This window comes from Streptomyces naganishii JCM 4654 (assembly GCF_014650575.1).
Classification (GTDB): Bacteria; Actinomycetota; Actinomycetes; order Streptomycetales; family Streptomycetaceae; genus Streptomyces; species Streptomyces naganishii.
Map to the genome: position 1 here is coordinate 1 of NZ_BMVF01000037.1, position 13,847 is coordinate 13,847.

Sequence of the window (13,847 nt, forward strand, 5' to 3'; positions counted from 1 at the left end):
CAGTCACGCGTTCCACTCCCCGCACATGGACGCCATGCTGGAGGCGTTCCGGGAAGTCGCGGGCCGGGTGACGTACCACCCGCCGGTCATCCCCGTCGTCTCCAACCTCACCGGTGAGCTGGTCACCGCCGACGAGATCACGGACCCCGGGTACTGGGTGCGGCACGTCCGCGAGGCCGTACGTTTCCTCGACGGTGTGCGCCGGCTGGAGGCGAGTGGCGTCACCACGTACCTCGAACTCGGGCCGGGCGGTGTGCTGTCGGCGATGGCGCAGGACTGCGTCACCCGCTCCGACGCCGAGTTCGTACCCGCGCTGCGCAAGGGCCGCCCCGAGGCGCAGGCGCTCACGACCGCCGTCGCCCGCCTGCACGCCCACGGCGCCGCCCTCGACTGGCAGGCCTACTTCTCCGGCACCGGCGCCCGCCGCGTCGACCTGCCCACGTACGCCTTCCAGCGCCGCGCCTACTGGCCGCGCGACCCGTTCACCCAGCCGGAGGCGGTCACCGCCGAGGCGCTCGACGCGGTGGCCGCCCGGTTCTGGGAGGTCGTGGACAGCGAGGACCTCGCCGCGCTCACCGAGGCGCTCGGCGTCGACGCGGACCAGCCACTCAGCGCGGTCCTGCCCGTCCTGTCCGCCTGGCACCGGCGCGGCCGGGACCGCTCCACCGTCGACGGCTGGCGCTACCGGGTGACCTGGCAGCCCCTGACGCAGACCGTGCACCGGCCGCTGACCGGCACGTGGCTGCTCGTCACGCCCGCCGCCCTCGCCGGCGACCCGTGGGTGACGGCCGCGGCGCGCATGCTGTCCGACAGCGGAGTGACCGTACGGCACTGCGAGGTCGACGCGGCGGCCGACGACCGTACGGCGGTCACCGAACGGCTGCGCGCCGCGCTCGCACCGGACGGCGACCAGTCCTCGCCCGGGACCGCCGGCACGCCCGGCGCCACCGTCCCCGGCACTGCCCCCGCCACCCTCACCGGCGTGCTCTCCCTCCTCGCCCTCGACGAGCGGCCCCACGCCCAGTACGAGGAGGTCCCGGCCGGTCTCGCGGCGACCACGGCGCTCGTGCAGGCGCTCGGTGACACGGAGACCGAGGCCCCGCTGTGGTGCCTCACCCGCGAGGCCGTCGCCGTGGGCCGCGCCGACCGGCCCGCCGGTCCCGCTCAGGCCCATGTCTGGGGTCTCGGGCGGTCGGCCGCTCAGGAGCACCCCGAGCGGTGGGGCGGCCTGATCGACCTCCCGCACACGCCCGGCGACCGCGCGCTCGCCCGGCTCGCCGACATCCTCGGCGGCCTCGGCAGCCCCGCCGACCCCGGCGGCTTCGGCGCGGAGGACCAGCTGGCGGTGCGCCCGCAGGGCATCTTCGTACGCCGCCTGGCCCGCGCCGAGCACAGCGATCCGGCCGGCCCCGCCGCCGAGGACTGGTCGCCCACCGGCACCGCCCTGATCACCGGCGGCACCGGCGCCCTCGGCGCCCGGGTCGCCCGCCTGCTGGCCCGCAACGGCGCCGCACACCTGCTCCTGGTCGGCCGCCGGGGCGCGCAGGCGCCGGGCGCCGACGAACTGCGCGCCGAACTCACCGCGCTCGGCGCCGAGGTGACCATCGCCGCCTGCGATGTCGCCGACCGCGCCGCCATGGCACGGCTGCTGGCCGAGGTGCCCGCGGAGCACCCGCTGACCACGGTCGTGCACGCGGCGGGCGTCCTGGACGACGGCGTGCTCGACGCCCAGACCCCCGAGCGCCTCGCGACCGTGCTGCGCCCCAAGTCGGCCGCCGCGACCGTACTGCACGAACTGACCCGCGACCTCGGCCTCGACCTGGACGCGTTCGTCATGTTCTCGTCGCTGGCCGGCGCCTTCGGCGGCGCGGGCCAGGCCAACTACGCGGCCGCCAACGCCGGTCTCGACGCGCTCGCCGAGCACCGCAGGGCCCACGGCCTGCCCGCCACCGTGCTCGCCTGGGGCGCCTGGGCCGAGGCCGGCATGGCCACCGACCGGGTCGTCGCCCAGCGGCTCCAGCAGGCCGGCATGCCGCCGATGGACCCCGAGCTCGCGCTCACCGCGCTGCACAGGGCGCTCGCCCTCGACGAGACGTACTCGCTCGTCGCCGACATCGACTGGGACCGGTTCGCGCCCTCGCTCACCGCCGTACGGCCCAACCCCTTCATCACCGGCCTGCCCGAGGCACGCCACGCCCTGGACAACGCGGCCGCCGCCGACCCGGCCGGCGCGGGCGCGGACGCCTCCTCCCTCCAGCGCGCCCTCGCCGACGCGCCGGAAGCCGAACGCGACCGGGTCGTCCTGGACTTCGTGCGCACCCAGGTCGCCGCCGTGCTCGGCCACCCGGGACCCGAAGCCGTCGAACCCGGCCGCGCCTTCCGCGACCTCGGCTTCGACTCGCTCACCGCCGTCGAGATCCGCAACCTCCTCGGCAGGCTCACCGGACTGCGGCTGCCCGCCACCCTCGTCTTCGACCACCCCAACGCCCGTGCCCTAGCCGGCTTCCTGCGCACCACCCTGCTCGGCACGCCGGCCGACGGCACCGGCACCGGCCTCGGCTCCGGCTTCGGCGGAGCGCACGGCCTCGCCGCAGGACGCCCCACCGTCTCCGCGGCGGACGACGACCCGATCGCGATCGTCGCGATGAGCTGCCGCTTCCCCGGTGGCGTGCGCACCCCCGAGGACCTGTGGGACCTGCTGGCCGCGGGCCGGGACGCGATCAGCGGCTTTCCCACCGACCGCGGCTGGGACACCGACGCCCTCTACGACCCCGAGGCCCGCACCGACGGCACCACCTACGTGCGCGACGGCGGATTCCTCACCGGGGCCGCCGACTTCGACCCGGCCTTCTTCGGCATCTCGCCCCGCGAGGCCCTCGCCATGGACCCGCAGCAGCGGCTGCTCCTGGAAACCTCCTGGGAGGCACTCGAACGCGCCGGCGTCGACCCGGCCACCCTGCGCGGAGAGCGGGTCGGCGTCTTCGCCGGCACCAACGGGCAGGACTACCTCCCGCTCATGCTGGCCGCGCCCGAGGGCGCCGAGGGATTCCTGGGCACCGGCAACGCCGCGAGCGTCCTGTCCGGCCGCGTCTCCTACGCCCTCGGCCTCGAAGGCCCCGCCGTCACCGTCGACACCGCCTGCTCCTCCTCCCTCGTAGCCCTGCACTGGGCCATCCAGGCGCTGCGCGCGGGGGAGTGCACGATGGCGCTGGCCGGCGGTGTCACCGTCATGTCCACACCCGCCTCCTTCGTCGACTTCAGCCGTCAGCGCGGGCTGGCCGCCGACGGGCGGATCAAGGCGTTCGCCGCGTCCGCGGACGGCACCGGCTGGGGCGAGGGCGTCGGCATGCTGCTCGTGGAGCGGCTGTCCGACGCCCGCCGCAACGGCCATCCCGTCCTCGCCGTCGTCCGCGGCTCCGCCATCAACCAGGACGGCGCGAGCAACGGCCTCACGGCGCCCAACGGTCCCTCCCAACAGCGCGTGATCCGGCAGGCGTTGGCCTCCGCCGGGCTGTCGGCCGCGGATGTGGACGCGGTGGAGGCGCACGGTACGGGTACGAAGCTGGGCGACCCGATCGAGGCCCAGGCCCTCCTCGCCACCTACGGCCAGGAGCGGCCCGCCGAGGACCGGCCGCTGTGGCTGGGCTCCATCAAGTCCAACCTCGGGCACACGCAGGCCGCCGCGGGCGTCGCCGGTGTCATCAAGATGGTCATGGCCATGCGCCACGGCGTACTGCCGCCCACGCTGCACGTGGACGAGCCCACCCCGCACGTCGACTGGTCGGAGGGAGCGGTCTCGCTGCTCACCGAGGCCCGGGACTGGCCGGAGACCGGCCGCCCCCGCCGCGCCGGCATCTCCTCCTTCGGCATCAGCGGCACCAACGCCCACACCATCGTCGAGCAGGCCCCGGACTCCGAACCCGAGATCCCGGCCGCCGCCACGACCCGTACGGCACCGCCGGCCGCGGCCCCCCTCCTGCTCTCCGCCAGGACCACCGGCGCCCTGCGCGACCAGGCCGCACGCCTGCACGCCCACCTCAGCGCCCACCCCGGCCCCGACCTCACCGACACGGCGTACTCGCTCGCCACCACACGCTCACACTTCGAGCGGCGGGCCGCACTGACCGCCCCCGACCGGGACACCCTCCTCGACGCGCTGGCCGCGCTGGCCCAGGGGCGCCCCGCCGCGACGCTCGTCGAAGACGCCCCCGCCCCGGGCAAACTGGCCTTCCTCTTCACCGGTCAGGGCAGCCAGCGGCTCGGCATGGCCCGGGAACTCTACGAGGTCCAGCCGGCGTTCGCGGACGCGTTCGACGCCGTCTGCGCCCACCTGGACCAGCACCTCCAACGACCGCTGTCGGATGTGCTGTCCGGCGACGACGACGGCGATGGCGGCGACGGCGGGGCTGGGCTGATCGACCAAACGGCTTACACCCAGCCCGCGCTGTTCGCCGTCGAGGTGGCGCTGTTCCGCCTCCTCGAATCGTGGGGCGTGCGGCCGGACTTCGTGTCCGGGCATTCGATCGGCGAGCTCGCGGCGGCGCACTGTGCGGGTGTGCTGTCGCTGGAGGACGCGTGCACGCTGGTGGCGGCGCGTGGTCGGCTGATGCAGGAACTGCCGGGTGACGGTGGGGCGATGGTGGCCGTCCAGGCCACGGAGGACGAGATCGTCCCGCACCTCACCGCCGACACGGTGAGCATCGCGGCGGTCAACGGCCCGGCTTCGGTGGTGATCGCGGGCGACGAGAGCGCCGTACTGGACGTCGCCGCCACTTTTGAACAGCAGGGGCGGAAGACCAAGCGTCTCACCGTCAGTCACGCCTTCCACTCCCCGCACATGGACGGCATGCTGGACGCGTTCCGGCAGGTGGCCGAGGGCCTGTCCTACGAGGCCCCCCGCATACCGATCGTCTCCAACCTCACCGGTGCCATCGCCTCCGCGGAGGAGATCACCACCCCCGACTTCTGGGTCCGCCACGTCCGCGAGGCCGTCCGCTTCCACGACGGCATCCGCACCCTTGAGGCGCAGAACGTCACCACGTACATCGAACTCGGCCCGGACGGCACCCTCTCCGCCCTCGCGCAGGAGTCCATTGAGAGCGGCACCCCCGCCTTCCTTCCGCTCCTCCGCAAGGACCGCCCCGAACCCGAGGCCCTCGCCACCGCCCTCGCCCACGCCCACACCCGCGGCATCCCGGTCGACTGGCAGGCGTACTACGCGGGCACCGGCGCCCGCCGAGTCGACCTGCCCACCTACGCCTTCCAGCACCAGCGCTACTGGCCCAAGTCGGTCGCCTTCCTCGCCGGGGACGCGGCCGCGGTCGGGCTGGAGGAGACCGGGCATCCGCTGCTGGGAGCGGTGGCCGAACTGCCGCATTCCGACGGTGTGTTGCTCACGGGGCGGCTGTCGCTGCACAGCCAGCCGTGGCTGGCCGACCACGCGATCGCCGGTTCGGTGCTGCTGCCGGGCACGGCGTTCGTGGAGCTGGCACTGCACGCCGGCGACCACGTCGGCTGCGACTACCTCGAGGAACTGACGCTTGAGGCACCGCTGGTGCTGCCCGAGCGGGGCGGTACGCGACTGCGGCTGACGGTCGGCACCGCAGACAGCGCCGGGCGCCGCGCGCTCGCCCTGTACTCGCGGGCCGAGGACGCGCCGGCCGAGGAGCCGTGGATCCGGCACGCCGGTGGCGTCCTGGCCTCGGGCGGCCGGCCGGCGGCCGGGTTCGAGCTGGGTGTCTGGCCGCCCGAGGGCGCCACGGAGGTGGACGTCGAGGGCCGTTACGAACAGCTCGGCGCCATCGGCTTCGACTACGGGCCCGCCTTCCAGGGGCTGCGCAGGGCCTGGCGGCGCGACGGCGAGGTCTTCGCCGAGGTGAGCCTGGCCGGCGACGCCGAGGCCGAGGCCTCCCGTTTCGGGCTGCACCCCGCGCTGCTCGACGCCGCCCTGCACGCCATCGGCCTCGAGGGGCTGGGCGCCTCCGACGGCCGGGGCAGAATGCCCTTCGCGTGGACCGGGGTTTCGCTGCACGCGGCCGGCGCGACCGCGCTGCGCGTCCGGCTCGTCGAGGCGGGCGCCGAGGCGGTGCGGCTGGAGATCGCGGACGTCACCGGCGCGCCCGTCGCCGCCGTGGAGGCGCTGGGCCTTCGCCCGGTCGCCGAGGAGGGGTTCCGGCAGGGCCGTAGCGCGTATCACGAGGCGCTGTTCCGCCAGGAGTGGACCGAGCTGCCCGTGGCCGCGTCCGTGCCGGGGGCGGCACCGGCCGCGGAGTCCGGCCGCCGGTGGGCGGTGCTGGGCCCGGAGGGGTACGCGGCGTCGGCTCCGCACCCGGACGTGTACCCGGACCTCGCTGCCCTGACGGCGGCCGTGGAGTCCGGCGCGCCGGTCCCGGACGTGGTCCTCCTGACCTGCCCGCCGGCGGGCGAACCGGGCGTACCCACCGCGTCCACCGCGCCCACCGCGTCCCCCACGGCCACCGTGGACGGTGTGCGCCGGGCCGCCCGGCAGGCCCTCGCGGCCGCCCGGACGTGGCTTGCGGACGAGCGGTTCGCCGGGTCCCGGCTGGTCTTCGTCACGCGGGGCGCGGTGGCCGCCGGGACCGGGGAGCCGGTGGACGACCCGGCGCACGCCGCGCTGTGGGGCCTGATCCGCTCCGCGCAGAGCGAGAACCCGGACCGCTTCGTCCTGCTCGACCTGGACGACGAGGAAGCCTCACGCCGTGCCCTGCCGGCCGCGCTGGACAGCGGCGAGCCCCAACTGGCGGTGCGCCAGGGGACCGTACGGGTCCTGCGGCTGGCCCGCGCGGCCGTCGCCGCCCCCGCGCAGTCGCCGCGGGTACGGCCGTACGACCCGGACGGCACCGTACTGATCACCGGCGGCTCGGGCGCGCTCGGCAAGCTGGTCGCCCGGCACCTGGTGGCCGAACACGGCGTACGGCACCTGCTGTTGGTCAGCCGGCGCGGGAACGCCACCGAGGGCGCCGCCCAACTCTCCGCCGAGCTGGCCGAGTCGGGCGCCGAGGTCACCTGGGCCGCCTGTGACGTGGCCGACCGGGACGCGCTCGCGGAGGTGCTGGACGGCGTACCGGCGGAGCACCCGCTCACCGCCGTCATCCACACCGCCGGTGTGCTCGACGACGGCGTGATCGGCTCGCTGACCGAGGAGCGGCTGGAGGGCGTGCTGCGCCCGAAGGCGTACGCGGCACTGCACCTGCACGAGCTGACCCGCGACCTGGACCTCGCCGCGTTCGTGCTGTTCTCGTCGTCGTCCGGTGTGTTCGGCGGCCCGGGGCAGGGCAACTACGCCGCCGCCAACGCCTTCCTCGACGCGCTCGCCCAGCACCGCGCGGCCCAGGGCCTGCCCGCCACCTCGCTGGCCTGGGGCCTGTGGGCGGTCGCGGACGGCATGGCGGGCGGCCTGGACGAGGCCGACGTGGCGCGGATGCGCCGCGCGGGTCTGCCGCCGCTGACGGCCGAGGAGGGACGGGCCCTGTTCGACGCGGCCCGCGCCCTCGGCGAACCGGCGCTGGTCCCGATGCGCGTCGACGCGTCGGCGCTGCGCGCCCAGGCGGCCGCCGGCGCCCTCGCGCCGGTGCTGCGCGGACTGGTCCGCACCCCCGTGCGCCGGGCCGCCGGGACCGCGGCCGGGGCCGCCGGCGACGAGTCGGAGCTCATGCGGCGGCTCGCCGGGCTGGGTGCCCAGGAGCAGGAGCGGACCCTGCTCGGGCTGGTGCGCGCCCAGGTCGCGGCCGTACTGGGGCATGCCGGGCCGCAGGCCGTGGAGTCGGGCCGGGCGTTCAAGGAACTCGGCTTCGACTCGCTCACCGCCGTCGAACTGCGCAACCGGCTGGCCGCCGCCACCGGGCTGCGCCTGCCCGCCACCCTCATTTTCGACCACCCCGATCCGACCGTCCTCGCCCGCCATCTGCGCACCGAGCTGGCCGGCGACGACACCGGCACCGCCGCCGTCGTCCCCGCGCCGGTGGCCGCGGCCGGCCACGACGAACCCGTGGCGATCGTCGCGATGAGCTGCCGCTACCCCGGCGGTGTGCGCACCCCCGAGGACCTGTGGCGGATGCTGGCCGCGGGCACCGACGGCATCTCCGCGTTCCCCGGCGACCGCGGCTGGGACCTGGACGCCCTCTACCACCCCGACCCCGACCACCAGGGCACCTCCTACGCCCGCGAGGGCGGCTTCCTGCACGACGCGGCCGAGTTCGACCCGGCGTTCTTCGGGATCTCGCCGCGCGAGGCCCTCGCCATGGACCCGCAGCAGCGGCTGCTCCTGGAGACCTCCTGGGAGGCGTTCGAGCGGGCCGGGATCGACCCGCTGTCCCTGCGCGGCAGCCGCACCGGCGTGTTCGCCGGCGTGATGTACCACGACTACGGCGCCCGCCTGCACGCCATCCCCGACGAGGTGGAGGGCTACCTCGGCACGGGCAGCTCCAGCAGCGTGGTCTCGGGCCGGGTGGCGTACACCTTCGGCCTGGAGGGCCCGGCCGTCACCGTGGACACCGCGTGCTCCTCGTCCCTGGTGGCCCTGCACCTGGCCGCGCAGGCGCTGCGCAACGGCGAGTGCTCGCTGGCACTGGCCGGCGGTGTCACCGTGATGTTCACCCCGGGCACCTTCATCGAGTTCAGCCGGCAGCGGGGCCTGGCCGCCGACGGCCGCTGCAAGTCGTTCGCCGCCGCCGCCGACGGCACCGGCTGGGGCGAGGGCGCCGGCGTCCTGCTCCTGGAGCGCCTCTCCGACGCCCGCCGCAACGGCCACCGCGTGCTGGCCCTCGTCGCCGGCAGCGCGGTCAACCAGGACGGCGCCAGCAACGGCCTGACCGCGCCCAACGGGCCCTCGCAGCAGCGCGTCATCCGCCAGGCCCTCGCCAACGCGAAGGTCTCCTCGGCGCAGGTCGACGCGGTCGAGGCGCACGGCACCGGTACGACGCTGGGCGACCCGATCGAGGCGCAGGCCGTGCTCGCCACCTACGGCCGCGGCCGGCCCGCCGACCGTCCGCTGTGGCTCGGCTCCGTGAAGTCCAACCTGGGCCACACGCAGGCCGCCTCCGGTGTCGCCGGTGTCATCAAGATGGTCCTGGCGATGCGCAACGGGCTGCTGCCGAAGACCCTTCACGTGGACGAGCCCTCGCCGCACGTGGACTGGTCCGCGGGCGCGGTCTCCCTGCTCACCGAGGCACGTGAGTGGCCGGCCTCACCGGCGGGACCGCGCCGGGCGGGCGTCTCGTCCTTCGGCATCAGCGGGACCAACGCGCACGTGATCCTCGAACAGGCACCGGGGGAGGGGGCCGCGCCCGGTTCCGCCGAGCCGCTTGGTGCGGAGCCGCATGACTCCGGGCCGGATGGCTCCGAGCCACATGGCTCCGAGCCGGTTGACTCCGGGCCGGTCGACTCCGGGCCCGATGGTTCGAGGCCGCTGGGGTCCGAGCCGGCCGCGGCCGTCCCGCTGCTGCTGTCGGCGCGTGGCTCCGACGCCCTGCGGGCACAGGCGCACCGGCTCCGCTCCCACCTGCTCGCACACCCCGACGCGAGCCTCACCGACCTGGCCTTCTCCCTGGCGACCACGCGGGCCGCGCTCGACGACCGCGCGGTGCTGATGGCGGACGACCGGGCTGCGGCACTGCGCGGCCTGGAGGCCCTCGCCCGCGGCGGCGAGACGAAGAACGAGGTCGCCCGGGGCACCGCCGTGGACGGCACGACCGCCTTCCTCTTCACCGGCCAGGGCAGCCAGCGCCCCGGAATGGGCCGCGAACTCTACGCAGCCCACCCGGCGTTCGCGCGGGCGCTGGACGCGGTCTGCGCCGAGTTCGACAAGCACCTCGAAACCCCCCTGAAGGACGTGCTCTTCGCGGCGGACGGCGACCTGCTGAACCGTACGGACTGCACACAGCCCGCGCTCTTCGCACTCGAGGTCGCGCTGTTCCGGCTCGCCGAGGCCTGGGGCCTGCGCCCCGACATGCTGTGCGGCCACTCGGTGGGCGAACTGGCCGCCGCGCACTGCGCGGGTGTGATGTCCCTGGCGGACGCCTGCGCCCTGGTCGCCGCGCGCGGCCGGCTGATGGGTGAACTGCCGGGCGGCGGCGCGATGGTGGCGGTGCAGGCCACGCCGGACGAACTCGACCTGCCCGAGGGTGTTTCCGTGGCCGCGGTCAACGGTCCCCGGTCCCTCGTCCTCTCCGGGGACGAGGACGCCGTGCTCCGCCTCGCCGCGTCCTTCGAGGAACAGGGCCGCAAGACACGTCGGCTGATGGTCAGTCACGCCTTCCACTCCTCGCACATGGACGCCATGCTGGCCGACTTCCGCAAGGTCGCCGAGGGTCTCACCTTCCACGAGCCGCGCGTCCCGGTCGTCTCCTGCCTGACCGGCGCCCCGCTCACCGAGGCCGACGTACTGCTGCCGGACTTCTGGGTACGGCACGTGCGCGAGACCGTCCGCTTCCACGACGGCGTACGGGCACTGGAGGAGCAGGGCGTCACCCGGTACGTCGAACTCGGCCCCGACGGGGTGCTCTGCGCGCTCGCCGAGGAGAGTGTCACCGCGCAGGCCGACTTCGTACCCCTGCTGCGCGGCGGCCGGTCCGAGGCCGCCTCGGTCACCTCGGCCCTCGCCGCACTGCACGTGCGCGGCACGGCAGTCGACTGGGCCGCGTACTTCGAGGGCACCGGAGCGCGCCGCGTCGAACTGCCGACGTACGCCTTCCAGCGCCGGCGCTACTGGCTCGACGTCGGCTTCTCCGCCGAGGACGTGATGGCCGCCGGCCTCGACGCCGCGGACCACCCGCTGCTCGGCGCGACGGTCGAACTCCCCGAGTCCGGCGGCCTGATCCTCACCGGCCGGCTGTCCCTGCAGACCCAGCCGTGGCTCGCCGACCACACCGTCATGGACAACGTCCTGCTGCCCGGCACCGCCTTCGTCGAACTCGCCCTGCGCGCAGCGCAGGAGACCGGCTGCCACGGCGTCGAGGAACTGACCCTGGAAGCGCCGCTGGTCCTTCCCGAACGCGGCGGGCTGCACCTGCGCCTGTCGGTCGGACCGCCGGACGACGAGGGCCGGCGCGCCCTCAGCCTGCACTCGCGTCCCGAGGACGCGGCGGACGATCTCGCCTGGCAGCGCCATGCGGCCGGCCTGCTCGGCAGGGCACCCGATCCGCAGGCCCCGGGCGCTGAGCCCTTCGAGCCGGCCGTGTGGCCGCCCGAGGGCGCCGCCGAGATCGGCACGGACGGTTTCTACGAAGCCGCCGCCGCGGCCGGGCTCGGATACGGGCCCGCCTTCCAGGGGCTGCGGGCCGCCTGGCGACGCGGCGACGAACTCTTCGCCGAGATCGGCCTGCCCGACGGCCACCTGTCCGACACGGCCGCCTTCGGGCTGCACCCGGCGCTGCTGGACGCCGCCCTGCACGTCATCGGCCTGGGCGGACCCGGACTCGGGGCCGGTCCCGTCCAGGACACGGACGCCGGCGCCAAGGGCCCGAGGCTGCCGTTCGCCTGGACCGGGGTCCGGCTGTACGCGGCGGGCGCGGACTCGCTCAGGGTGCGGCTGACTCCGGGCGCGTCCGGCGGTGTCGCGCTGCGGCTCGCGGACGCGGAAGGACGTCCGGTCGCCGCCGTGGACGAGCTCATCCTGCGTCCGGTGGCTCCGGGCCGGCTCGGCGCGTCGCGGGACGGCGGCCACGAGTCGCTGTTCCGGGTGGACTGGACCCGCGTGCCGGTCGCCGGTGCCGGCATCCCGGTCGGCGAGCGCTGGGCGGTGCTGGGCGACGCCGGGGAGGCCGACGCCGTGGGCACCGCCGAAGGCCTCGTCCGCTACCGGGACCTGGCCGTGCTGGCCGGGTCGGCTGTCACCGAAGGCGCCGTACCGGATGTGGTGCTCGTCCCGTTGAGCGACACGGCCGCGGTGGACAGCGACACGGCCGCGGTGGACACGGCCGTCGCGGCCAGGGCCGCCGCCCGGAACGCCCTGGGCACGTTGCAGGACTGGCTCGCCGACGAACACCTCGCCGCCGCGCACCTGGTGTTCGTCACCACTGGTGCGATCGCCGCACGCCCGTCCGACGACGTCACCGACCTCGTACACGCCCCGGTGTGGGGCCTGGTCCGGGCCGCGCAGTCGGAGAACCCCGGCCGGTTCACGCTGATCGACACCGACGGCACCGAGGCCTCCCGCCGCGCGCTCCCCGCCGCCCTGGCCTCCGGCGAACCCCAGCTCGCCCTGCGCTCCGGCGAGGCGCTGGCCTGCCGGCTCACCCGTGTCACCTCCGCGACGGACACCCCTGAGCGGCCGGTGACCGCCCCGGCGCCCGACCCGGACGGCACCGTCCTCGTCACCGGCGCCGGCACCCTCGGCCGGCTGGTCGCCCGGCACCTGGTGGCCGAACACGGCGTACGGCACCTGCTGCTGGCGAGCCGGCGCGGTGACGCCACCGAGGGCGCCGCCCAACTCACGGCCGAGCTGGCCGAGTCGGGCGCCGAGGTCACCTGGGCTGCCTGCGACGCGGCCGACCGGGAGGCGCTGGCCGCGCTGCTGGCGCGGATCCCCGCCGAGCACCCGCTGACCGCGGTGATCCACACCGCGGGCGTGCTCGACGACGGCGTCCTGGACTCCCTGACCGGGGAACGCCTGGACCGGGTGCTGCGCCCGAAGGCCGACGCGGCCTGGAACCTGCACCAGCTGACCCGCGACCTAGACCTGTCCGCGTTCGTGCTCTTCTCCTCCGTGGCCGGACTGTTCGGCGCCGCCGGGCAGGGCAACTACGCGGCGGCCAACACCTTCCTCGACGCCCTCGCCCACCACCGCGCCGCCCACGGTCTGCCCGCCACCTCGCTGGCCTGGGGAGTGTGGGCCACCGAGGACGGCATGGCGGGCGGCCTGACCGGCGCCGACCTGACCCGCATGGCCCGCGCCGGCGTCGCGCCGCTGGCCGTCGATGAGGGCCTGGCCCTCTTCGACACCGCCGGCACGCTCGGCGTACCGCTGCTCGTGCCGATGCGCACCGACGCCGCGGGCCTGCGCGCCCAAGCCGCCGCCGGCACCCTGCCGCCGCTGCTGCGCGCACTGGTACGCACCCACGCCGCGCCGCGCGCCGCCACCGGCCAGGGCACGGCCGGCGCCCCCGCCGTGTCCGCGTCCTCGCTGGAACAGCGCCTGGCGGGCCTGTCCGGCGCCGAACGCGAACGCGCCCTGCTCGACGTCGTACGCGCCCAGGTCGCCGCCGTGCTCGGCCACGGCGGTCCCGACGCGGTGGACGCCGCCCGCGGCTTCCTGGACCTGGGCTTCGACTCGCTCACCGCGGTCGACCTGCGCAACCGGCTCGGCACGGCGGCCGGGGTCCGCCTGCCCGTCACGCTGATCTTCGACTACCCGACGCCCACGGCCCTCGCCGGCCACCTCGGCGAGCGGCTGGCCGAACGGCTCGGCGAGAACACCGCCCCGGCCGCGCAGGGCGTGCACGCCGAACTCGACCGGCTCGAGGCGATCCTCACCGCGGTCGCCCCCGACGACGTCGAACTCCCCGGCATCGACGCCCGCCTGCGAGACCTGCTGTCCAAGTGGAACGAGAAGCACAGTGCACCCGAGAGCAGCGCGAGCGACGACATCGACTCGGCGACCGCGGACGAGATCTTCGACCTCCTCGACGGTGAACTCGGCCTCTCCTGACCCGCGGGGCCTCTCGGCCGAGACCGACCCTTGGGGTTCGTCCGCCGGGACCGACCCGCGGGGCTGGTCCGCCGGGACCGACCCGCGGGGCTCGTCCGCCGGAACCGACCCGCGGGGCTCGTCCGCCGGATACCGGGCGCCGAGCGCGGGTCCGGCACGCCGGACCGGCGCTGCCCGGCTC

General features: G+C 75.7%; 1 protein-coding gene. It reads left to right on the forward strand.

Features of this window, described 5'->3' with window-relative positions; translation table 11 throughout:
* Nucleotides 1-13,666: SDR family NAD(P)-dependent oxidoreductase (locus tag IE217_RS34035; RefSeq protein ID WP_308432805.1), on the forward strand; the 13,666-nt coding region annotated here is incomplete at its 5' end.
* Nucleotides 13,667-13,847: the final 181 nt, after the last annotated feature.